Origin of the sequence: Cohnella laeviribosi DSM 21336 (assembly GCF_000378425.1) — a bacterium.
Taxonomy (GTDB): Bacteria; Bacillota; Bacilli; order Paenibacillales; family Paenibacillaceae; genus Cohnella; species Cohnella laeviribosi.
On sequence record NZ_KB899811.1, the window covers coordinates 34,412 to 57,263 of the forward strand.

Sequence of the window (22,852 nt, forward strand, 5' to 3'; positions counted from 1 at the left end):
TTAACGCATGAATTCGCAAGAATGGATCGGCACATGGATCGGAGAAGAGAAATCGGATGATAATCAAGTCGAGCGAATTTGTCATCAGCGCAGTATCGCCTAAGCAATATCCGACGGACGGCTTGCCGGAGATCGCTCTGGCGGGCCGCTCGAACGTAGGCAAGTCTTCGTTGATCAACCGCATGCTGCAGCGGCGGAACCTGGCGCGGACCAGCTCCCAGCCGGGCAAGACCCAACAACTCAACTATTATTTGGTCAACCGGGATCTTTATTTCGTGGATGTGCCCGGATACGGCTACGCCAAGGTGTCCCGTTCGGAACGGGAAGCCTGGGGCCGGATGATCGAGCGCTATCTGCTTGAGCGGAAGACGCTGCGGCTCGTCCTGCTGCTGGTCGATTTGCGCCACCCCCCGACCGCCCAGGACTGCTCCATGTTCGAATGGCTTGTCCATTACGGCATCCCCGTCTGCGTCGTCGCTACGAAGGCGGACAAGGTGGGCCGCAGCGCCTGGCCGAAGCACGCCAAAGCGGTCCGCGAGACGCTCGGGCTGCCGAAGGAGCTTCCGCTCGTGCTGTTTTCTTCGGAGACGGGGATGGGAAGGGACGAATTATGGAGCATCATCGAGCAAAAAGCCGATTTAGTCGCCGCCCCCCCGGAAGATTCGCAGAATGACCGCCAGGAAAGCGAGGATAACGGGTAAAACGCCGCCCAAATTCCGGTTTATCTCGTTATTTACGGATATTCAAGGGGAAATCGTGTTTAGCCGGGAGGAAACGGGGTAAAGAATAGCGTATAATTAAACCAAGGCAAATTGTCAGACACCTTTGCAACAAAATGGAATTGAGGAGATTTTTATGGCTCAACGGGTAGCCACGGAGTATGTCAACGCTAGTCTTACCGTAACGGAAGCCGAGATGCCGGTGCTGTTTGCCATGTGCGAGAGGCAGCAATTGCGTATGCAGGTCTTTGTTCTGGACAACGGCAATCACGAGGTGGTACTTGAAGACGAAGACAGCGGCGAAGCGATCCGCCTGACCTTTGAGCGAAGTAACGGAAAGTACACGTGCGTTTTGTCTTGCAAAGTTGTCAAACCCAGGCTTACCGAAGCGCTGCGCAAGCTCGTGGCGAATTTCAAGGGTGATGCGGTCGTCAACCGGATTTATCCGGGATTCACGATGGTTTACCATTACATGCAGGGCATGGTGATCCGCATCGTGGAGTGCAAGGGCGACCAGTTGCGGACCGTTTTCGAGCGCCGCGACACGCTCGGGCGGCTCGAGGCGCAGTTCAAGCGCTTGACGGTGGAAGAGGAGATTCGCGTCGTGCGGCAAGCCGTGAACGAACTGCTGGACCGCCGCAATCTGGCGACCTCCCCGAAGGAAATCGCCGATATCGACGAGCGCCTGAAGCATCACAGCCGGGTATTGTTTGCTTTGGAGGCTTAATTCGATTCCGACATCCGTTTTCGAATGGTTTGTTAACGGCTCGCCAAGTTTAACTTGGCGGGCTTTTTCTTTTTTATTTTATAGGCTGCGGAATCGGGAGGTGCATGCTTCAATAAAAAGAATTTACCTAAAATTTAACCATATTTTAGAAACTCCATTCCCTTCCCGACGTAAAATTATTTGTTTTGCATTTGTTCCGATCAGGTAGGGAGGGCTTAGGTGTTGAGAAAGTTCGTTAGTACTATGGCGGTAGTCTTGGTTTTGGCGTTTCTTGCAGGCTGCTTGGGGGGCGGGAGAGAGAAACGGAACGTGTTCGACGAAAACGAGCAGACGACAATCAAAGTGATGTTTTATGACGAAAATTCCTTTTTTCAACAATACGGCAGCCTGTTTATCAGCAAGTTTCCGAACGTCGACGTCGAGGTTGTGAATGTAAACGCTTTGTACGGCAAAGGAAAATATGACGAGGCGTCGTTCCTGAAATTCATTGAGGACAATCAGCCGGATGTCTTATTGTTGAATGCCTCCCAATATGAAATGTTGAGCAGCGGCGGCAAGTTGTACGCGCTCGATTCTCTTATCGAACAGGACAAGTATGACATCGAGGGCATTCATCCCGGCATTTTACAGCAGTTAAGGGAAAAAGGCGGCGGCAAGCTTTACGGGCTCGGTCCGACCTTCTCCAGCAGGGCCCTGTTTTACAATGCGGATCTGTTTCATCTATACGGCGTCGAGCTGCCGCGCGATTCCATGAGCTGGGAAGAAGTGCTGGAGCTGGCAAAGCGGTTTCCGGCCGAAGGCGGGGAAAACGAACGGGTGTATGGTTACAGTCCGGAGACGACAGGCCTTTACACGCCCATCGACCTGGCCAACACGATAGCCGAGACCGAGAACTTGCGTTATTTGACCCCGGACGGATCGCGAACGACATTGTCCGGCGAAGCATGGCGCAGCGTATTGGAGACGGCGGCAAGCGCCGTTCAGTCGGGAGCGGTGTACATGCCGCAGGCTCAAAGCTCCGAGGGGAGCTATACGATGCAAGTGTATTATTCGCAAGACTTATTTATCGCCGGACGCTCCGCAATGACCGTAAGGAATTCGTATTTTATCCAAAATGTGAGCGATTCCCAAAATTACTTGGACAAGGCTCCGCTCAACTGGGGGATTGTAACGGCTCCCGTCAACCCGAACGATCGTGCGCGGAGCAACGATATTCGCTTGAACAGCATCTTCGCGATCCGTGCGGATACGCCCAATACGCGGGCGGCATGGGAATTTCTCAAATACATATCGGGAGAAGAGTTCGCCAGAGTCAAATCCAAGGCGCCCTTGGGCGGAGAATTGCTGTCCCGGACGGCTTACAATCGGGAACAGGACGGGCGAAGCATGGAGCCGTTTTACAAGCTTGAACCCGGGACAAGCCCAACCTCGCTGCTGGAGAACGCCCCGCCGTCTTTTTACGGCTTGCTCTACCCGATTGTCAACGAAGAACTCGGCAGCGTCGTCGAAAACAAAAAGCCGTTTGACGAGGCGTATCGGAACATTCAGGCGAGAGCGGAGAGCGCGCTTCAAGAAGCGAAGAAGCGGGAAGAGGCGGAAAAATCCGCGGAGCCAAACGCATAATCGGCATTGGACGGGCCGCCTCGCGGAGTGCGTTCCGGCCGGCCGGGACGGCGGAAAATATCGGCCGAAAAAAACAGTTGCATTTAGGTCGAATAGATGTTATTTTTAGTTTCGTTGACAACACAATAGGAACCAGGATTCACTCAGGAATGGATTGCGTGCGAGTATGCAAATACCCTCGAGAAGTGAATGACGTAGGTCCTAGCGGATGAAATCAGCTTCACATTTTATTCCTAGGAAGGGGGAACCGGAAGATGGAATACTCTACTTTCGGAAGACACGTTGCAGTTGACACTTGGGGCGTCGACTTTGATACCCTGAACAACGTTGAACTTTTGCAATCGCACATGATCGAGGCGGCCGAAGCTTGCGGCGCTACCGTTCTCTCGGTTCAAGCCAAGCAATTCGAACCCCAAGGTGCGACAGTGCTCGTCATGCTGTCGGAAAGCCACCTATCCATTCACACGTATCCTGAAAGAGGCTTTGCGGCCATCGACTGTTACACTTGCGGCGAAACGGTCGATCCCCAACTGGCGATCGATTATCTGGTCAACGTGCTGAAGCCGGAGCGTTTCTTCGCGAAGAAGCTCGTTCGCGGTCTCGGCGAACTGAAGGTCGAAGAACCGGTCATCAAGCAGGCGGAACTGGTCTGACCAAGCGCGCGATACGCGATATGTGAAAAAAAGGCAATCAGCCATGGGAAATTCCCATGGCTTTTATTATGGCGGCCGCGGCTGATCAGGTTCGATTTTCAACAGCATCCTGATTCCGGGAATATCGTCCCCCAAACCGGACGACAATAGGAAAATAGGGGCGCTTGACCAAGCGGCGTTCGCAAAGTGTTCATAAATCTTGTCGAACGGGCTGTTTAACTGTGATATAATGAGTTACGGATTGTGATGTTCGTCGGAATGGAATTTTTCGCGGAAGGCAGGTGAATGATCCGTGCATCTGATCGTGGTCGGTCTCAATTATCGTACGGCTCCCGTCGAAGTGCGGGAACGTTTTGCCATATCGGATCGGGACCTCCCTCAGGCGCTTGAAGCGTTCAAGCGGACAACGGGCATTCTGGAGGGCGTCATCGTCGCCACCTGCAACCGGACGGAGCTTTACGCGGTCGTAGACCGCCATACGCTGTGCGGTCATTACATTCGCTCTTTTATGGAACAATGGTTTAACATTCCGCGCGCGGAATTCAATCGTCACCTTTACATGTACGAAGACGATATGGCGATCGAGCATTTGTTCCGGGTTGTTTGCGGGCTGGACTCCATGGTCATCGGGGAAACGCAGATTTTAGGCCAGGTGAGGGATGCGTTTTTGCTCGCCCAGGAGCGGAAGGCGACGGGCACGCTGTTCAACAGGCTGTTTAAGCAGGCGGTTACGCTCGCCAAGCGGGCCCACTCCGAAACGTCCATCGGCGAGAACGCGGTTTCGGTCAGCTATGCGGCGGTCGAGCTGGGCAAACGGATTTTCGGAAGGTTCGACAACAAGCGGGTGATGATTCTCGGAGCGGGCAAAATGAGCGAGCTGACCGCAAAGCACCTCAGCTCCAACGGGGCCAAGGAAGTTTGGGTCGTCAACCGCACGCTGGAGCGGGCGAAGGAGCTGGCGGTCAAATTCAACGGAATGGCCATGCCGATGGACGAAGCGCTGGCAAGGCTGCACGAGGCGGATATCGTCATCAGCAGCACCGGAGCCGACCGTTTTGTCTTAAGCCGCGATACGGTCGCGCGGGCGATGGAGAAGCGGAAGAAGAAGCCGCTGTTTCTGATCGACATCGCCGTGCCCCGGGACATCGAACCGGCTTGCGGCGACTTGGCTAACGTTTATTTGTACGACATCGACGATTTGGAAGGCATTGTCGAGACCAATCTGGCCAAGCGCAGAAAAGAAGCGGCCGTCATCGAGAAGATGATCGCCGAGGAGCAGCGGGAGTATCTGCACTGGTATGCGACGCTTGGCGTTGCGCCGCTGATCCGCGGCTTGCAGGAGAAAACCGCTTCCATTCACCAGCAGACGCTGGACAGCCTTCTGCGCAAGCTGCCCGATCTGGACGAGCGCCAGATCAAGGTTATCCGCAAGCTGACCAAGAGCATGCTGAACCAGGTGATCCACGATCCGATTTTGCGGGTTAAGGAACTGGCTGCGGACAAGCGCGGAGAAGCGGCCATGAATCTGTTCGTTCAGATGTTCGATCTGGAAGACGACGTGAACCGAATCAAAAAGGAAATGACGGCGCAGGAACGCGCCCGTCTGGACGTTTCCTCCCAAGCGGAAACGAAAGCTCCGGAGAAGCAGGCGGAGTCGCCTTCGCTTCTGTCGCATTTGGCCGGAGCGCTTCGCTAAACTGCCTGTCCGCTGATTCGGGGACAAGCGGACGGATGCCGGGAGGCCGTGCCCCCATGCTGACGAATGATTGGTTAACGGATGCCGTACTGTACATTTACGCCCTGAGCTTGCTGTTTTTCGTTTCGGACGCCGCCTACGGCAAACGGAACGGAAGACGGATAGGAACAGGGCTGCTTGTTTTCGTTTGGATTTTGCAAACCGGATTTCTGCTCGATCTTCTCGCCACCCGGTTCGCGGCGGCCGAAGTCGCGCTCCGGGATTTCGTCTTTTTTATTTCGTGGCTGCTGGTCAGCTTTTCGCTTGCGATGCTCCGGTTCGTGCGGGCCGAGCTGCTTGTTCTGCTCGTCAACGTTGCCGGCTTTGCGGTGTTGTTTCTCAATTTGCTGGAACGGCCGCACCGCCGGATTGCCCTCGAGTCGTGGGAAGTGGCCAGCAGGCTCCTGTACGCCCACATCGGCCTGATTACGCTGGCTTTCGCGGTGTTGACCGTTGCGGCCATTCTGGCGGGAATGTACTTGTTTCTTCATTGGCGGCTCAAGCGGAAAAAATGGGGCGACTTGATGACCCGGATGCCGAGCCTGGAGGCGATCGACCGCTACTCGTTCCGAACGGGGCTCCTCGGGGTGCCGCTTCTGCTGCTGTCCTTGTCGACCGGCACGGCCGCGCTTCTGGAGCAGGGCCAATACGGGCAGTTGCTTGACGTCAAGGTGCTGCTGACCGTCGCCGCCAGCGTTCTGTACGTCTACTATTTGTTTGCCAGAGGGGCGAACCGGGACGACGGGCCGAGGGCGGCGATTTGGAATTTGGCGGGCTATGTGCTGCTGGTCGCGGGTTTTCTGGTCAATTCGTTTACTTCTTTTCACAAATAAAAGAAAGGACGAAGAGAGACGGCGGCAACCAAGCGGAATGGAAAAATTACGTTGCTTCGCCTCCGCGACTCCGTTAAGATGAGAAAGAATTGAAACCTCGCGCGAAAAAGGTCGGTGAACCTCGGGCATGTGGTATCCGGTCATGTTGAAGATGCGGGACAAGCGGTGTCTTGTCGCCGGAGGCGGTCCGGTCGCGGAACGAAAAACGGCGGGCCTTCTCGATGCCGGCGCCGATGTGTCCGTCGTCGGGCCCCGGCTTACCGTCAAGCTGCGCGAATGGGCGGCAAGCGGCGCAATCCGCGCTGCGGAGCGTTCCGTGGAGGCATCGGATCTGGACGGAGCAGAGTTCGTGTTTGCCGCGACGGATCGGCCCGAGGTGAACCGTTGGATCGCCGCGGAAGCCGGCGCCCGGGGGATTCCCGTCAATCTGGCGGATGACGGGGAAAACGGGGATTTTCTGACGCCGGCCGTCGTCCGCCGCGGCGATCTGGTGCTGGCCGTCAGCGCCTCCGGCGCAGGTCCGGCGCTGTCCGCCCGGATCGCCAAAGAGCTCGGCGATCGGTACGGCCCCGAATACGCGCACGTTCTGAACGTTCTGCGCGCGCTGCGGAAGGAGATCAAGGCGAACGTAAGCGATCCGCGCGAGCGGAAACGTTTGCTTGGCGCCGCGGTCTGCGACGAAGCGATCGAGAGGTGGCTGCGCATCGCAAGGGGCGAGGAAGAGGCGGATTCCGCCGGCCTGCTGCGGATACTGGAACGAATCGCAAACGGAATAGGGAACGGTTAATACATACGATCACTACGGGAGGACGCCATGCGCACCATCATCGTCGGCAGCCGCCAAAGCGCGCTCGCCATGACCCAAACCGAACAGACTATCGAGCGGATGAAGGCGGCATGTGCCGCCGCCGGTCTCGAATATACGTTTGTCGTAAAACCTATCGTCACCAAGGGAGACCGGATTTTGGACGTGACGCTGTCCAAGGTCGGGGGCAAGGGCTTGTTCGTAAAGGAAATCGAACAGGCGCTGTTGAACGGGGAGATCGACTGCGCGATTCACAGCATGAAGGATATGCCGTTCGAACTGCCTCAGGGGCTAGTCATCGGGGCCGTGCCGCCGCGGGAGGATCCCCGCGACTGTCTCGTCAGCCTTCGCGGCTATACGCTGGATTCCTTGCCGCAGGGCGCGCGCGTAGGCACCAGCAGCTTGCGGCGGGCCGCGCAGCTGAAGGCGCGGCGTCCGGATCTGGCCGTCGAATCGCTGCGCGGCAATATCGACACCCGGCTGCGGAAGCTTGAGTCCGAAGGCCTGGACGCCATCGTGCTGGCCGCCGCCGGCCTGCGCCGCATGGGCTGGGCCGACCGGATTACGGCCTACGTCGATCCGGAAGCTTGTCTGCCGGCGGTCGGGCAGGGGGCGCTGGCGATCGAATGCCGCGCGGATGACGAAGCGCTGCTGCGCCTTCTTGAGCGGCTCAACGATCCGCGGACGGAGCGCGCCGTCCGGGCCGAACGGCATTTTCTCGGACGGCTGAACGGCGGCTGTCAGGTGCCGATCGGAGCCTATGCGGAGGCGGAATCCGGCCGTCCGGACGCGCCGGTCCGCATGACGGGCATGGTGGCGTCGCCCGGCGGCGAAACGCTGCTGCGCGCGTCCGCAAGCGGCCGGGACCCGCTGCGGCTGGGCGAGCAAATCGCGCAGGAACTGATCGCCCGGGGAGCGGACCGGATCCTTGCGGAAGCGCGAGTTCTCTCGGAAGCGGGGGAATAAGGATGGGCTTGGGGAAAGTGTATTTGGTCGGAGCCGGACCCGGCGATCCGAAGCTGATTACCGTCAGAGGCCTGGAGGCGATAAGGCGCTCCGACGCGATCGTGTACGACCGGCTTGCGGGTCCGCAGCTGCTCGGCGAGGCGCGGCCCGACGCGGAGAAAGTTTATGTCGGCAAACGTCCGGACCGCCATACGATGAAGCAGGAAGACATCAATCAGCTGCTGGTCGATTTGGCGCTTCAGGGCAAGACCGTCTGCCGCCTGAAGGGCGGCGATCCGACCGTATTCGGCCGGGTCGGGGAAGAGGCGGAGCTGCTCAGGCGATACGGCATCGCCTACGAAATCATCCCCGGCATCACGTCGGCCATTGCGGTTCCGGCCTATGCGGGGATTCCGGTTACGCACCGCGACATGGCTTCCTCGTTTTCGGTCATCACCGGACACGAAAGCCCCGATAAGTTGGACAAATCCATCTACTGGGACAAAGTGACCAATGCGACGGGTACGCTGCTGTTTTTGATGGGCGTGGCCAAGATCGGCTACATCAGCGAACAGTTGATCAAGCACGGCCGTCCGCCGGAGACGCCGGTGGCGCTCGTACGTTGGGGAACGCGTGCGGAGCAGGCGACGCTGACCGGCACGCTGGCGGACATCGAGCGGAAAGTGAAGGAAACCGGCTTCGAACCGCCGGCGGTCATCGTGGTGGGCGAAGTCGTCCGGCAGCGCGAGACGCTGCGCTGGATTGAGAACAAGCCGCTGTTCGGCTGGCGTGTTCTGGTCACCCGGGCGCGTTCGCAGGCAAGCGAGCTGTCCGGCAAAATCGACGAGCTGGGCGGGGAGCCTTACGAATTTCCGGTAATCGAAACCCGCCTGCCGCAAGACCCGGCGACGATCGGGCGGATCGAAGCCGCGCTTCGGGATGCCGAGTCGTACGATTGGGTCGTCTTGACGAGCGTGAACGGAGTCGAATACTTTTTCAAATGGCTTTACGCTTGTTCGGTTGACGTTCGCCGGTTCCATCGGGCCTCGTTCGCGGCCGTCGGTCCGAAAACGGCGGAGGCGCTGAAAGAAAGAGGCATCCTGCCCGACGTCCTGCCGGAAAAGTTCCAGGCCGAAGATCTGCTGGCGAGTCTGAAGGACAAGCTGCGGCCGGGCCAAAAAGCGCTGCTGCCGCGCGGCGACCTGGCCCGCAAGCTGCTTCCCGACGAGCTTAGGGCTATGGGACTTACGGCGGTGGAGCTGGACGTGTACGAAACGGCGATGGCGGCCGCGAAAGACGAGATATTGCCCGAGCTGTTGAAAGAGGGCGGGATTCATGTCGTCACGTTTACCAGTTCGTCGACCGTGACCAATTTTATGGCCGCGCTGCGGCAATCGGGGATCGAAGATCCGCCCGCGCTGCTGCGCGGCGCCGAAATCGCCTGCATCGGTCCGGTTACCGCCCGGACGGCGGAGGAGCACGGCTTGAAGGTGACGATTATGGCCGAGACGGCCACCTTGGACGGTCTGGTCGCCGCAATGGTCGAACGCAGGCGGGAGCTGCTGAAACAGGCGGCTTACGATCCCAAAGCAGGAGGCGTATGAAAGATGGCTTTTCCGATTACCCGGCACCGCCGGCTCAGGCGCACCGAAGCGCTGCGCAATCTGGTCAGGGAAACGCGTCTTCACGTTCACGATCTGATTGCGCCGATTTTTGTCATTCACGGAGAAAACGTCAAAGAGGAAATTCCGTCGATGCCGGGCGTCTACCAGTGGTCGGTGGACCGACTCGAAGAGGAGATTTCGGAGATCGTCGGACTCGGCATTCAAGCGGTGCTGCTGTTCGGCATTCCGCCGCATAAAGACAGCACAGGGACCGGCGCCTTCGAGGAGAACGGCATCGTTCAGCTTGCGACGCGCCGCATCAAGGAGATCGCTCCGGATCTGCTCGTCGTCGCCGACACGTGCCTTTGCGAATATACCGATCACGGGCATTGCGGCGTTCTGCGCCATGACGGCGGCCAGGTCACCGTCGACAACGACGCTTCGCTCGAGCTGCTCGTGCGCACGGCGGTATCGCAGGCTGCGGCGGGCGCGGACATCATTGCGCCGTCCAACATGATGGACGGCTTCGTCGCCGCCATCCGCAAAGGACTGGACGAAGCCGGATTCGAACAGATCCCGATTATGTCTTACGCGGTCAAATATTCGTCGGCCTATTACGGCCCGTTCCGCGATGCCGCGGATTCGGCCCCGCAGTTCGGCGACCGCAAGACGTACCAGATGGATTGGGCGAACGCGCGGGAGGCGCTGCGGGAAGCCGAATCCGATGCGGCCGAAGGCGCCGACATGCTGATGGTCAAGCCCGGGCTCGCTTATCTGGATCTGGTGAGAATGCTGAAGGACCGCTTCCACCTGCCGCTGGCGGTATACAACGTCAGCGCGGAATATTCGATGGTCAAGGCGGCGGCGCTGCAAGGCTGGATCGACGAAAAGGCGATCGTGCTGGAGACGCTGACCGGCATGAAGCGGGCGGGCGCGGACATCATTATCACGTACCATGCGAAAGACGTGGCGCGCTGGCTGCGGGAAGCGTAAGGAGCCGCCCGATTATTTTTCAAATCTGATAGCAGGGATGTGCCGAAAATGACCGAAAAACGTCGAATTCGCTCCGATGCCCGTTCCAAGGAAGCGTTCGAACGGGCCAAACGCTCCATTCCCGGTGGGGTCAACAGTCCGGTTCGGGCTTTCAAGTCCGTCGGCCTGACGCCGCTTGTGATCGAGCGCGGAGAAGGCAGCCGAATCGTGGACATCGACGGGCAGAGCTATGTCGATTACGTGCTGTCATGGGGGCCGCTCATTGCCGGGCATGCGCATCCGGAGGTCGTGGAGGCGATCAAGCGGACCGCGGAAAAGGGGACCAGCTTCGGCGCCCCGACCGAACTGGAAACGGAGATGGCGGAGCTTGTCTGCGAGCGCGTGCCCTCCATTGAAGTGGTCCGCATGGTCAACTCCGGAACGGAGGCGACGATGAGCGCCCTGCGTCTGGCGCGGGGATATACGCAGCGCAGCAAAATTTTGAAATTCGAAGGCTCCTACCACGGGCATGCCGACAGCCTGCTCATCAAGGCGGGATCGGGCGTCGCGACGCTGGGCCTGCCGGACAGTCCCGGCGTGCCGGAAAGCGTGGCGAGCCATACGATCACGGTGCCTTACAACGATCTGGAAGCGGTCAAGGTCGCCTTCGAGAAATTCGGCGAAGAAATCGCCGCCGTCATCGTGGAGCCGGTTGCCGGCAACATGGGCGTCGTGCCGCCGCTTCCCGGGTTTCTGAAGGGCCTTCGCGAAGTAACGGAGCGGTACGGGTCCCTGCTGATCTTCGACGAGGTGATGACGGGCTTCCGCGTTCACCTGAACTGCGCGCAGGGCTTGTATGGAATCACGCCGGATTTGACGTGCCTCGGCAAAGTGATCGGGGGCGGGCTGCCGGTCGGCGCTTACGGAGGCCGGCGCGAAATAATGGAGAAGATGGCTCCGGTCGGACCGATCTACCAAGCGGGCACGCTCTCCGGCAATCCGCTCGCCATGGCGGCGGGGCTGACGACGCTCAAGCTGATAACCGAAGCGTCCTATGCGTATTTGGAGCGCCTAGCCATCCGGCTGCAGCAGGGACTGGAGCAAGCGGCAAAAGACACCGGCGTCCCCCTGACGATCAACCGGGTCGGTTCGATGATCTGCCCGTTCTTTACGGACCGGCAGGTCATCAATTACGAAACGGCCCGCGGGTCGAACGTGGAGCGGTTCCGCGCCGTATTCGCCCGTCTGCTGGACGAAGGCGTCAACATTCCGCCTTCGCAATTCGAAGGCTGGTTCCTGTCCATCGCCCATACGGAAGCCGACATTGATTTTACCGTCGAAGCGTTCCGAACGGCGCTGTCGAATCTTTGAGTTTATCCCCCGCACGCGGCCCTGCGCCGATGGTGCGGGGGTTTTTGCCGTTTCGGGACGCGACGAGCGGGTGGCCGTCCAATTGCCAGGCCCCGAACAAGCGGGCGTCCCGTCCAATTGCCAGGAGAGCAACTGCATGCGCGAAAAAGCGGGAGGATAGCCGTGCAGTTGCCTTTTGTGCAACTGGAGCCCCGTTTCGGGTCGCCGTACGAGATGCCGGCCCTTCCAAACAAGCGGGCGGTCTTTCCCATTGCGTTTGGAGCCATTCGTTTAAACGAGCCTGTGAAGGGGCCCGAGCTGGTTATGGAAGCCGAACGGTCCTGAGCGGCCGGGATACCGAAAGGTCCGTTTCGCCGCCATCATCCCTATCGTTCGTGCTTTGAAGAGAGGTCCCGTCCAACCATGCCGCCGCCGTCAGGCGGTTTTCTTCGATTCCGCAGGCATGCCCGACTCCGGACAGCATATAGATAACTAATGAGCTATGCCGGCCCCGTCCCTTGCGGGGCGCGTTTACCCCGAAAGGAGGACTGATGTCGTGACGGAATCGTTAAACGGATTGCGATTCGATATTTACGAACGGGTGCAACTGCCCGCAGATACGGCCGCGATCGACCAACTGGAAGAGATCGAGCTGGTGCCGCATATGCAGACGATCGCACAGGATGACCATGTGTTGCTCAAAGGCCATCTGCTCCTGACCGGCGTGTACCGTTCGCAGGAAGATCCCGCCTTGTCCCGGGATTTCGAACATTGGATTCCGGTGGAAATCTCGCTGCCGCTCAGCCGCGTGCAGAGCCACGACGATCTGGCCGTCGAGATCGACAACTTCGACGTCGATGTGCTGTCGGACCGTTCGCTGAACGTAACCGGCGTGCTGTCGCTCCGCGGCCTGCAAGTATCGGCGCCGCAGGCCCCCGTATGGAACGAGGACGGGTTTACCGTCGTGCACCAGGCGCCGGCCTTCGCGCCCGAGCCGTCCGCGCCGACTGCACGGCCGCAGGAGGGCGGAAGCCCGGATGCGTATCCGGCGCAGGCCGCCTACGGCGGGCCTGCGGTATCCCCACGCGAGACGGATGCTTCTGACCGGGAGAATGCCGCTCCGCCGGATCCCGATTTCGGGCAGAGCCCGCCGGCGCAAACGGACGCGTACCGCGAGCGTCAAGCCTACTCGCCGGAGGGGTACGTCCAGCCGACGTCCTCCTCATCGGACGCCTACCGGCAGGCGTGGCGGATCGGGGAGGACGGCGAACACTCCGCGTTTGGCCGGAGCGAGGACGAAGAATTTCAAGCGAACCATGGCGGCGAAAATCAAACGCTCGCGCCCGGCCTGAACGCCGAGCCCGAATCCGAACGGGAAGAGGAGCCGTTCTCCGCCGCTTCCGCGCCGGCGAAGGCGGATGAACACGCTTGGCAGGACGACGGCGAAGCCGCGCACGCCGAGTTCCAGCCGCCGCAGAAGGACGCCTTGCCGGCATGGCCGGAATCGGCATCCCCGTCGGCCCAGCCGCAGCAGGAGCCGCGTCCGCCGGAGAAGCGGGAGCCGCCGCGCGTTGCGCTCGGCGCGAAAGCGGCGAATGCGGCGAATGCAGCGAATGCAGGGCATACGGAGCCGGCGTCCGGTTTAGGCATTTTGGCGCAGCTCGGGGACAAAAACTCCAAAAAAGAGGAGGCTCCCCGCATTCCCGAGCCGCAGACGCAACCGGCCGCGCCGCCCGCCGAGGCCAAAGCCGCAGAAACCGGCGACGAGATCGAATGGACCCGCTTCTTCCTGGCCAAGGGAGGCGAGGAACAGAGCTTCCGCAAACTCAAGCTGTGCATCGTGCAGCGGGACGACACGCTGGAGACGATCGCCGTCCGCTACAACGTTCAGCCCCGCGAGCTGCAGCTCTACAACCGCCTGAGCGAGCCGCACGTCGTCGAAGGGCAAGTCCTTCATATTCCGTGACTTCAGCCGCTCCGTGGAACCGGCAGTTCCGCGGGGCGGCTTTTATAATCAGGAGACGAATTTGATCGCCTCGGCGGTTCCGATCGCGATGCGGCGCCCGCTCATATTGACTCTCTCCGTCCATACGGGTATGATAGGTCATAAAGACGCGGATAGGGAAGAGTACGCAGTTTATGCCTTCAGAGAGCGGCCCCGCTGCATCGCGCAGCGCTGGGAGGGAGCCGCAGGACTGTAGCTGCGGAAGTCGCCCTGGAGTCTCCCGTTTGAACGCGAAGCCAGTAGGACGGGACGGCGGCAGCCGTTAACATGCGCTTGAGTGCCGAGCGGCCGGATGGCCGAGCGGAATGAAGGTGGTACCACGGAAGCGAACCTTTCGTCCTTTGCGACGGGAGGTTTTTGTATTTTTGTCCCCTATGGAGGTTATGTCCGACGATGAGCGAATCGCATGAGAAAACGACCGTCGAAATGCCGACGACCTACGATCCGTCGAATGCCGAACGGAAATGGTACGACGCCTGGATTCAGGGCGGATACTTCAAGGCGGGGCGCCGGCCTGACGCGCCCAAATACACGATCGTCATTCCCCCTCCGAACGTTACGGGCATGCTGCACATCGGCCACGCCCTCGACTTTACGCTGCAGGATATTTTGATCCGCTTCAAGCGGATGCAGGGCTACGACGCGCTGTGGCTGCCGGGCACCGACCACGCGGGCATCGCCACGCAGACGAAGGTGGAGCAGAAGCTGCGCGAGGAAGGCAAAAGCCGGTACGATCTCGGCCGGGAAGCGTTTTTGGAAAAAGTATGGGAATGGAAAGAGCTGTACGCGAACACGATCCGCAGCCAGTGGGCGAAAATGGGCCTAAGCCTCGATTACTCCCGCGAGCGCTTTACGCTGGACGAGGGCTTGTCGCGCGCCGTGCGCGAGGTGTTCGTCCGCCTGTACGAGAAGGGGCTTATTTACCGCGGCAAACGGATCATCAACTGGGACCCGGTTGCGCGCACCGCTTTGTCCGACATTGAAGTCGAATACAAAGAAGTGAACGGCCATCTGTACCATCTCCGGTATCCGCTGGCCGACGGAAGCGGCCATATTACGGTGGCGACGACCCGTCCGGAGACGATGCTCGGCGACACGGCCGTCGCCGTTCACCCGGAAGACGAGCGCTACAAGCACCTGATCGGCAAGACGCTGCTGCTTCCGATCGTGGGTCGGGAAATTCCGATTATCGGCGACGAATACGTCGACAAGGAATTCGGCAGCGGCGCGGTAAAGATTACGCCGGCCCACGACCCGAACGACTTCGAGGTCGGCCAGCGCCATGATCTGCCGCAAATCACGGTGATGGACGAGACGGGCCGCATGAACGAGAACGCGGGGCCGTACCAAGGGCTGGACCGGGCCGAGTGCCGGAAGCGGATCGTCAAGGATTTGCAGGAGCAAGGCGTCTGCATCAAGATCGAAGATCACGTCCACCAGGTCGGCCACAGCGAACGCTCCGGCGCCGTCGTGGAGCCGTATCTGTCGACGCAGTGGTTCGTTGCGATGAAGCCGCTTGCCGAAAAGGCGATCGCGTCCCAGAAATCGGGCGGCGGCGTGAATTTCGTGCCGGAACGCTTCGAGAAGATCTACCTCAACTGGATCGAGAACGTGCGCGACTGGTGCATTTCCCGCCAGCTTTGGTGGGGGCACCGGATTCCGGCTTGGTATAATTCCGAAACCGGCGAGACGTATGTCGGAATGGAAGCGCCGGAAGGCGCGGATCGGCCGGACAGCGTCTGGAAGCAGGACGAGGACGTGCTCGATACGTGGTTCAGCTCCGCGCTGTGGCCGTTCTCGACGCTCGGCTGGCCGGACGGCGGCGAAGACTTCAAACGGTATTACCCGACCAATGTCCTGGTGACGGGCTACGACATCATTTATTTCTGGGTGGCCCGGATGATCTTCACCGCGCTTGAATTTACGGACACGATTCCGTTTAAGGACGTGCTTATTCACGGTCTCGTGCGGGATGCCGAAGGGCGCAAAATGTCCAAATCGCTCGGCAACGGCGTCGATCCGCTCGAAGTGATCGAGGAGTACGGCGCCGACGCGCTGCGGTTTATGATCTCGACCGGCATCACGCCGGGGCAGGATCTGCGCTTCCGCCTCGAGAAGGTCGAGCAAGCCCGCAACTTCGCGAACAAAATCTGGAACGCGTCGCGGTTCGCCCTGATGAATCTGGAAGGGTTCCGCGCGGAAGACATCGACTTGTCCGGCGCGCTGTCCACGGCCGACCGCTGGATTTTGCACCGTTTCAACGAAACCGCAAGGGACATCACGCGGCTGATGGAGTCGTACGAATTCGGCGAAACGGGACGGATTCTGTACAACTTCCTGTGGGACGATCTGTGCGACTGGTACATCGAATTCGCGAAGCTGACGCTGTACGGGCAGGACGAAGCGGCCAAACGGAGCACCCAGTCGGTTCTGGCCTACGTGCTCGACCGCACGCTCCGGCTGCTGCATCCGTTCATGCCGTTTATCACGGAAGAGATTTGGCAGCACTTGCCGCATGAGCCGGGCGAAACGATCACGCTGGCCGCTTGGCCCGAATACGATGCCGCCTTCGAGGCGCCGGAAGCGGTCCGCGAAATGAATCTGCTGATGGATGTCATTCGCGCGGTGCGCAATGTCCGGGCGGAGGTAAACGTATCGCTGGGCAAAAAAATCGAGCTGCTCGTCAAGCCGACGGGAGAGGCCGAAGGCGAAATTTTGCGGAGAAACGAGCCGTATCTGCAGCGTTTCTGCAATACGTCCGCGCTGACGCTCGATGCCGCTTTGACGCCTCCGGACAAGGCAATGACGGCGATCGTCACCGGCGCCGAGCTGTATTTCCCGCTGGCGGGCCTGATCGACATTTCCCAGGAAATCGCCCGCCTGGAGAAGGAGCTGGCGAACCTGAACAAGGAAGTCGAGCGGGTGGAGAAGAAGCTGGCAAACGCAGACTATATCGCCAAAGCCCCGGCCCACATCGTGGAGCAGGAGCGGGCCAAAGGCGAGGATTACCGCCAGAAGCGCGACAAGGTGCTTGCCCGGATTGCGGAACTGCGGAGCTGACGGAGGTAGGACAGCATGAACAACGAACGCGAAGACAACAGGGAAAGCGCAGAAGCGTTTGGGTCCGTTGCCGAAGCGGTGAACTGGATCACGGGACTGATGCCGACTGTCGGCATTCGTCCCGGATTGGACCGGATGAACCTGCTGATGGAATGGCTGGATTATCCGCACCGCCGGCTCAAATTCATCCACGTCGCGGGCACGAACGGCAAAGGCTCCGTTTGCGCCTATTTGACGAGCGTGCTGCTGGAATGCGGCTATGATGTGGGGACGTTTACGTCGCCGTATTTGACCTCATATTCGAACCGGTTTCAATACAACGGCCAGGACATTCCCGACGACGTGCTGCTTCAGCTCGCCAACCGGCTGAAGCCGCTTGCGGACAGAATGGCCGAAACGGAATTCGGGCCGCTGACGATGTTCGAGGTGACGACGGCGCTGGCGATTCTCTATTACGCTACCGTTACGTATCCCGATTACGTCGTTTGGGAAACGGGGCTTGGCGGCCGTCTGGACGTGACGAACGTGGTGACTCCGGTCGCCTGCGTGATCACCAACATCGGCCACGATCATATGGACCTTTTGGGCAATACGCTGGCGGAAATCGCGGCGGAAAAAGCGGGGATCATCAAAGCGGGCGTTCCGGTCATCTCCGCGGCCTCGCAGCCCGAAGCGGTCGAGGTGATCCGGAAGACGGCGGCCGCCAAGCAGGCGACGCTTTATTTGCTGGGCGAACAGTTTACGTATCGGACGCAGTCGGTGGCCGAGAACGAACAGATCTTTACGTTCGAAGGCCCGTTCCGCGCCATTGCCGACCTTTCGATCGGGCTCAGCGGAGCGCATCAGCAGACCAACGCCGCGGTCGCGGTGATGACGCTGGAGGTGCTCCGCCAGTATTATGCGCTGATCGTAGACGACGACAATCTGGCAGCCGGTTTGAAAAACACGGTTTGGCCGGGCCGTCTGGAGATGGTGTCGCGCCATCCGCGCGTGCTGATCGACGGGGCGCACAATCCCGAAGGGATGGAGGCGCTCGCGGCGGCTCTTCGTACCGTGTACGATTACGACCGGCTGAACGTGATGCTGGGAATGATGCCTAACAAGAATCATGAGCAGACGTTAAGGCATATATTACCAATGGTGAATTCTTTGATCGTGACGGAGCCTGATTTCCACAAAAAAATGAGTGCCGCGGACTTGGCCGAAATCGCCGAGCGCTTGAAGAGCGAGGTCGGGGGACCGGAACGCATCATCGTCGAACCCGATTGGAAACTCGCTTTGGATAAGCTGCAGCGGCTTTCCGCCGACAGTCCCGATCGCACGCTGTCGGTCGTAACCGGCACGCTTTACTTGATCGCCGATGTCCGTTCGTGGCTGCTCCATCATACGAATTCTGAAAAAGGCTGGTGAAGCGTCGTTGCGAACGGCAGAACATGTGCATTTTATCGGAATTGGCGGTTATGGCATGAGCGCTATAGCCAGAGTCATGTTGGAAATGGGGTACAAGGTTACCGGATCCGACGTCGCCAGGCAGGAGTTGACGGAGAAGCTCGCCGCAAAGGGCGCGCAAATCTACATCGGCCACCGGCCGGAGCATGTCCGCGGCGCGGATCTGGTCGTCTATTCGACGGCGCTGCCCAAGGATAACGTCGAGCGCGTCGAGGCGGAAACGCTGAACATTCCGACGCTGCACCGGGCGGAAATGCTGGCCCGCTTGCTGAACGACCGCAAGGGCATCGCGGTCGCGGGCGCGCACGGCAAGACGACGACATCGTCCATGATCGCGCTTGTCATGGAGACGTGCGGGCTTGATCCGACATACATCATCGGCGGCGAAATCGTCAATGTCGGCACGAACGCCAAAGCCGGCAAAGGCGAATACGTCGTCGCGGAAGCGGACGAGAGCGACGGATCCTTTTTGCAATACCGTCCTGCGATTGCGGTGGTGACCAATATCGAGGCGGACCATTTGGAAAACTACGGCGGCGATTTCGGCAAACTGAAGGAAGCGTACGCCGAGTTTCTCGGCCACGTCCGGCCGGACGGCTGCGCGGTCGTCTGTGTGGACGACGAGAATGTCCGGTCCGTTCTGGCCCGTGCGCATATCTCCCGGACGATCACGTACGCCATCCGCGAGCAGGCCGATTACATGGCGGCCGACATCGAGCTCGGCGACCGCTATGCGTCGTACACGGTCGTCCGGTCGGGCGAACGGCTCGGCACGATCCGGCTGTCGGTTCCGGGTCTGCATAATGTGTACAACTCGCTTGCGGCCGCGGCCGTCTGCCTGGAGGCCGGCGTTCCGTTCGAGCAAATTGCCGAAGCGATTGTGGAGTTCCGCGGGGCCAAGCGCAGATTCCAGGTGATCGGAGAGGTGGACGGCGTCCTCGTCGTCGACGACTACGCGCATCATCCGACGGAAATCGAAGCGACCATCCAGGCGGCCAAGGCGACGGGCAGGCGGATTATCGCGGTGTTCCAGCCGCAGCGGTATTCGCGCACGTATTTTCTGCTCGACGCGTTCAGCAGGGCGTTCAAGGATGCGGACGAAGTGATCGTTACCGACATCTACTCCCCTGCGGGCGAAAAGCGGATCGAAGGCGTGCATTCCCGAAAGCTGGCCGAATTGATCGAACGCAACAGCAACTCCAATGTCGCTTACGTTCCGACCAAGGAGGAGGCGCGGGACTTGCTGGCGGCGCGCGTCGCTCCCGGCGACCTGGTGCTGACGATGGGAGCGGGCGATATCTATAAAGCGGCGGACGGGCTGGTCCGTCTGCTGCGCGAACGCCGGAACGCCTAGGGGCGGAAGGCGGACGAACCTTTTTGAAGCCGGATAGGCGCATGGGCCTGTCCGGCTTTGCGTCTTTTCGGCCGGCGTCGCTTGCGCTGACGGGTGGCGCTTGCGGCTGACGGGTCGGGATAAGCGCGGAAAAATGGCGAGCCGAACGTTCATCATAATTGCCGGTTGTCTCTCATAGATTAGAATCAGAACGAGGGACAAGGGGAGACGGTCGATATGCAGCAGAAGGCGAGAATGACGTTTCGGTTCGACGGGACAAGCCCCCAGGAGACGATTCGGGGGTTTTCCGGCTCCGGGCGTCAGGACACCGGCGGCCAGCCTGTCAAGGAAACCGGACACGAAGCGGCCCCGGATCGGGAAACGCGCGCGGAGAGCGGGCATGGCGCGCACGAATGGCAGGCTTGGCAAAGCCCTTACCAGGACGATATTCACGCGTTGGAAGAAATCATTCGTTATCCGAACCGGACGCGTTACGGCGAATCGGCGACGCCGGCCGACCGCGAGCCGAAACCGGTGCGCGATTGGCCGCGTGCCGAGAACCGGCCGTCCGCAGGCCAAGACCGCAAGCCGGCCGATCTTCGCATACCGGCCGGTCGCGAGCGAAGGCAGGCCGATATACGGCCCTTCTCGGGGAGCCGGCATCAGCCGGAAGATGCCGTTCCGGCGCCGGCAGAAGAGCTCCGTTCGTCTGCGCCTTACGCCCGGGAGCAAGCGCATCGCCTGAAGCCGGCTTCGCGCCGCGGGGAAGAAGCGTGGCCGCATCCGGCGGATTTATGGGAGGCCGAAGCGGACGGCCGGCACGAAGCGGATGGGCGTTCCGGCGAGGCGCAGGAGGAAGCGGGAGCGCCTTACGGCTTGCGGAACGAATTCCGCTTCCGCGATGATCGCCCGTCCTGGTGGAGGGTCATCGCTTCGGTCGGCGGAGCGATTCTGACCGGCGGGCTGTTCGGCTATATGCTGCTTTCGCTGTTTGCGGGCGAGTCGCTGCTCCCAAGCGGGAACCGGATGGAGGGCGGAGCAGGCGATGCGCTGGCCGCCATGGCGCCTGCCGATGCGGATCATCCTTCGGCGCCGGCTCAATCCGCGTCCGGTAACGCGGCCTCGAAAGAAGGGAATCATTCAGGCGCTTCGCCGGCGCCCGCATCCGTTTTGCCCGCAAAGGAAGTTCCCGCATTTACGGCTTATATGCTGCAATACGGCGTATTCCGCTCCGAAGACAGCATGAAGGAGGCGCTGGCCGCTTTGAACCGGCAAGGAGTGGCGGCCGCCGCCGATACGACGAACGGATTTCGGGTTTTCGCCGGGGCGGCTCCTACCAGGGAAGACGCGGAACGGCTGGCGACGCAGCTTGAGGGAACGCAGGTTTACATCAAACCGGTCGAAAATGTCAAGCTTACGTTCGACGGGGCCGCAGCGGACCCGGACCTTCCGGCGTTTCTCGAAAAAAGCGCGGCGCTGTACATGAAGCTGATCGGCCTGACGTCGAAGGCGCTGATTGACGCCCAACCCGCCGCTTTCGGAGACGGCGACGTCCGGACGATCGAGACGCTGCGGCAGGCCTGGTCAAAAACGGCCGCAGCGGCGGGATCCTGGAACACAGAGATCCGCGAGCCGGCACAATCCGCGGCCGGGCATTTGAACGAAGCGCTGAAGAGCTTCGGCGAATACAACCGCAAGCCCGATCGCGCCCTGCTTTGGAGCATTCAATCGTCCGTCATATCCGCGGCGCTTGCCGACAGGCAACTCAGAATGACGGTCGCGCTGGAGAGCGGAAGCTAAGCGGAAGCCAAGCGATTGGGCGTTGATCCGAACGAGCCCCCGGAGCACGGTTCCGGGGGCTCGTCCGGATTCGGAGCTTCTCCGCATTCCGAAGTTCCTCCGGCTTCGTTCTTTTCGGTTCCGGAGCGCTTTTCGGAGCGAAACGGGAACATATGTGCTATAATGAAAGAGCCTGGACGCATAACAAACCTTTCCGGCATGAGTAGGCCGTTAGTCGCAACGTGCGAAGACGTTCCGATTGCGCATTGTGCGACAGGACGCAGAGCCGTATAATGAAAAGAATCGGGTGTCAAAAAATGGTGGGAGACGTTGAATCGTGAAGAAAAACGGCTGGATACTGCTGCTTTTCGTGTTTTTGGGCCTGATTGGCGGAGCTTTGGTGGCCCGGTGGCTGGAAAGCGTTCCGGGCTTGTCTTTCTTGACCCGGGCCGCGAAGGTGGACTGGTCGCCTTCCGCCGATTTGCTGGTGCTCAAATTCAATCTCCATCTCGGCCTGAATCTCAGTTTGATGAGCATTATCGGGGCCGCCCTGGCCATTTGGCTGTATCGAAGAATGTAAAGAAAGCGGGATCGAACGTATGAACGAACGAAATCCGGCCGCGGCCGCGATCGTGCTCGCCTCCTCTTCGCCGCGCAGGCAGGAGTTGGTCCGGCTGCTCGGCTTGCCTGTAATCGTCCGCCCGAGCGACGCCGACGAAAGCACGCCGGCGGATTGGACGCCGCAGCGGATCGTCGAAGAACTTTCGCTGCGCAAGGCGCTGGCCGTCTCCAGAACGCTGGAGCCGGCTGCGGACGGCGCGCTGCAAATCGTCCTCGGCAGCGATACGGTCGTCGCCTTGGACGGAGAGGCGATGGGCAAGCCGTCGGACGCCGCCGATGCGGCGTCGATGCTGCGGCGCCTGTCCGGCCGCACGCATGAGGTGTATACCGGGGTCACCTGCCTGGACCCTGCTACCGGCCGAACCGTTACCGCGCACCGCGTCACCCGCGTGCGGATGAAGGAACTGTCCCCGGATCGGATTGCCCGGTATATCGAGACGGGAGAGCCGATGGATAAAGCCGGCGCGTACGCCGTGCAGGGGATCGGCTCCCTTCTGGTCGACGGCATCGAAGGATGCTTTTTCAACGTTGTCGGCCTCCCGGTTTCGCTCGTTGCGGATATGCTGGAGAAGACGTTCGGACTCCGCTTTCCGTGAACCCGACCCGATGACCTTAGCCCATACCTGCGGCCGACGCGGA

18 protein-coding genes and 1 other annotated feature are annotated in these 22,852 nt (G+C 60.3%); all 18 genes read left to right on the plus strand.

The genetic code is table 11. The annotated features are described in order from the left end of the window. The first annotated feature begins 56 nt into the window (after positions 1 to 56). Entirely contained in the window at positions 57 to 701 is a 645-nt protein-coding gene (gene yihA / locus F560_RS0103685) for a ribosome biogenesis GTP-binding protein YihA/YsxC (protein ID WP_019004359.1), read from the plus strand. A 154-nt stretch (positions 702 to 855) separates the two neighbouring features. Beyond that, positions 856 to 1,446, plus strand: a complete 591-nt coding sequence (locus tag F560_RS0103690) for a hypothetical protein (protein ID WP_019004360.1) — start codon at positions 856 to 858, stop codon at positions 1,444 to 1,446. A gap of 309 nt (positions 1,447 to 1,755) precedes the next feature. Continuing rightward, on the plus strand, positions 1,756 to 3,069 hold the full coding sequence (locus tag F560_RS0103695; RefSeq protein WP_169449884.1) for an ABC transporter substrate-binding protein: 1,314 nt from the start codon (positions 1,756 to 1,758) through the stop codon (positions 3,067 to 3,069). A gap of 254 nt (positions 3,070 to 3,323) precedes the next feature. Continuing rightward, positions 3,324 to 3,722 (plus strand): adenosylmethionine decarboxylase, encoded by a 399-nt coding sequence (gene speD / locus F560_RS0103700; protein ID WP_019004362.1) that lies wholly within the window; start codon positions 3,324 to 3,326, stop codon positions 3,720 to 3,722. Between the two features lie 292 nt (positions 3,723 to 4,014). Next, entirely contained in the window at positions 4,015 to 5,418 is a 1,404-nt protein-coding gene (gene hemA, locus F560_RS0103705; RefSeq protein WP_019004363.1) for a glutamyl-tRNA reductase, read from the plus strand. Positions 5,419 to 5,474: 56 nt separating this feature from the next. Then, the gene (gene ccsA / locus F560_RS0103710; RefSeq protein ID WP_019004364.1) at positions 5,475 to 6,290 is read left to right on the plus strand and encodes a cytochrome c biogenesis protein CcsA; all 816 of its coding nucleotides are present in this window, start codon (positions 5,475 to 5,477) and stop codon (positions 6,288 to 6,290) included. Between the two features lie 127 nt (positions 6,291 to 6,417). Further along, the gene (locus F560_RS22395) at positions 6,418 to 7,077 is read left to right on the plus strand and encodes a precorrin-2 dehydrogenase/sirohydrochlorin ferrochelatase family protein (protein WP_019004365.1); all 660 of its coding nucleotides are present in this window, start codon (positions 6,418 to 6,420) and stop codon (positions 7,075 to 7,077) included. Positions 7,078 to 7,104: 27 nt separating this feature from the next. Beyond that, positions 7,105 to 8,061: a hydroxymethylbilane synthase gene (hemC, locus tag F560_RS0103720; RefSeq protein ID WP_019004366.1), complete on the plus strand. Its 957-nt coding sequence runs from the start codon at positions 7,105 to 7,107 to the stop codon at positions 8,059 to 8,061. Positions 8,062 to 8,063: 2 nt separating this feature from the next. Then, positions 8,064 to 9,644, plus strand: coding sequence for a uroporphyrinogen-III C-methyltransferase (gene cobA / locus F560_RS0103725; RefSeq protein ID WP_019004367.1), 1,581 nt, complete (start codon positions 8,064 to 8,066; stop codon positions 9,642 to 9,644). A 3-nt stretch (positions 9,645 to 9,647) separates the two neighbouring features. Then, positions 9,648 to 10,637, plus strand: a complete 990-nt coding sequence (gene hemB / locus F560_RS0103730; protein ID WP_019004368.1) for a porphobilinogen synthase — start codon at positions 9,648 to 9,650, stop codon at positions 10,635 to 10,637. A gap of 48 nt (positions 10,638 to 10,685) precedes the next feature. Continuing rightward, the gene (gene hemL / locus F560_RS0103735) at positions 10,686 to 11,987 is read left to right on the plus strand and encodes a glutamate-1-semialdehyde 2,1-aminomutase (RefSeq protein WP_019004369.1); all 1,302 of its coding nucleotides are present in this window, start codon (positions 10,686 to 10,688) and stop codon (positions 11,985 to 11,987) included. Positions 11,988 to 12,522: 535 nt separating this feature from the next. Then, positions 12,523 to 13,932 (plus strand): LysM peptidoglycan-binding domain-containing protein, encoded by a 1,410-nt coding sequence (locus tag F560_RS0103745; RefSeq protein ID WP_019004371.1) that lies wholly within the window; start codon positions 12,523 to 12,525, stop codon positions 13,930 to 13,932. Positions 13,933 to 14,072: 140 nt separating this feature from the next. Further along, positions 14,073 to 14,316 (plus strand) — a binding site (T-box leader). Positions 14,317 to 14,364: 48 nt separating this feature from the next. Next, complete coding sequence (locus F560_RS0103755; protein ID WP_019004373.1) at positions 14,365 to 17,031, plus strand: valine--tRNA ligase; 2,667 nt, start codon at positions 14,365 to 14,367, stop codon at positions 17,029 to 17,031. A gap of 15 nt (positions 17,032 to 17,046) precedes the next feature. Next, positions 17,047 to 18,441 carry a bifunctional folylpolyglutamate synthase/dihydrofolate synthase gene (locus F560_RS0103760; RefSeq protein WP_019004374.1) on the plus strand — a complete coding sequence of 465 codons (1,395 nt, stop codon included), beginning with the start codon at positions 17,047 to 17,049 and terminating at the stop codon, positions 18,439 to 18,441. Next, positions 18,392 to 19,834, plus strand: coding sequence for a UDP-N-acetylmuramate--L-alanine ligase (gene murC, locus F560_RS0103765; protein ID WP_051088292.1), 1,443 nt, complete (start codon positions 18,392 to 18,394; stop codon positions 19,832 to 19,834). Before F560_RS0103760 ends, murC begins: the two co-directional genes overlap by 50 nt. Before the next feature lie 216 nt (positions 19,835 to 20,050). Continuing rightward, a complete protein-coding gene (locus F560_RS0103770) occupies positions 20,051 to 21,613 on the plus strand; it encodes an SPOR domain-containing protein (protein ID WP_019004376.1) in 1,563 nt (520 codons plus the stop codon). A 316-nt stretch (positions 21,614 to 21,929) separates the two neighbouring features. Further along, complete coding sequence (locus tag F560_RS0103775; protein ID WP_019004377.1) at positions 21,930 to 22,172, plus strand: DUF4321 domain-containing protein; 243 nt, start codon at positions 21,930 to 21,932, stop codon at positions 22,170 to 22,172. A gap of 19 nt (positions 22,173 to 22,191) precedes the next feature. Further along, on the plus strand, positions 22,192 to 22,809 hold the full coding sequence (locus F560_RS0103780; protein ID WP_019004378.1) for a Maf family protein: 618 nt from the start codon (positions 22,192 to 22,194) through the stop codon (positions 22,807 to 22,809). Positions 22,810 to 22,852 lie beyond the last annotated feature (43 nt).

What these genes read in the sequence shown, in the direction of transcription:
- ccsA (WP_019004364.1), top strand. Translation starts at nt 5,475, where the DNA reads ATGCTGACGAATGATTGGTTAACGGATGCCGTACTGTACATTTACGCC.
- F560_RS0103760 (WP_019004374.1), top strand. Translation starts at nt 17,047, where the DNA reads ATGAACAACGAACGCGAAGACAACAGGGAAAGCGCAGAAGCGTTTGGG.
- F560_RS0103770 (WP_019004376.1), top strand. Translation starts at nt 20,051, where the DNA reads ATGCAGCAGAAGGCGAGAATGACGTTTCGGTTCGACGGGACAAGCCCC.
- hemB (WP_019004368.1), top strand. Translation starts at nt 9,648, where the DNA reads ATGGCTTTTCCGATTACCCGGCACCGCCGGCTCAGGCGCACCGAAGCG.
- F560_RS22395 (WP_019004365.1), top strand. Translation starts at nt 6,418, where the DNA reads ATGTGGTATCCGGTCATGTTGAAGATGCGGGACAAGCGGTGTCTTGTC.
- cobA (WP_019004367.1), top strand. Translation starts at nt 8,064, where the DNA reads ATGGGCTTGGGGAAAGTGTATTTGGTCGGAGCCGGACCCGGCGATCCG.
- F560_RS0103755 (WP_019004373.1), top strand. Translation starts at nt 14,365, where the DNA reads ATGAGCGAATCGCATGAGAAAACGACCGTCGAAATGCCGACGACCTAC.
- speD (WP_019004362.1), top strand. Translation starts at nt 3,324, where the DNA reads ATGGAATACTCTACTTTCGGAAGACACGTTGCAGTTGACACTTGGGGC.
- murC (WP_051088292.1), top strand. Translation starts at nt 18,392, where the DNA reads ATGTCCGTTCGTGGCTGCTCCATCATACGAATTCTGAAAAAGGCTGGT.
- F560_RS0103780 (WP_019004378.1), top strand. Translation starts at nt 22,192, where the DNA reads ATGAACGAACGAAATCCGGCCGCGGCCGCGATCGTGCTCGCCTCCTCT.
- hemL (WP_019004369.1), top strand. Translation starts at nt 10,686, where the DNA reads ATGACCGAAAAACGTCGAATTCGCTCCGATGCCCGTTCCAAGGAAGCG.
- yihA (WP_019004359.1), top strand. Translation starts at nt 57, where the DNA reads ATGATAATCAAGTCGAGCGAATTTGTCATCAGCGCAGTATCGCCTAAG.
- F560_RS0103690 (WP_019004360.1), top strand. Translation starts at nt 856, where the DNA reads ATGGCTCAACGGGTAGCCACGGAGTATGTCAACGCTAGTCTTACCGTA.
- hemC (WP_019004366.1), top strand. Translation starts at nt 7,105, where the DNA reads ATGCGCACCATCATCGTCGGCAGCCGCCAAAGCGCGCTCGCCATGACC.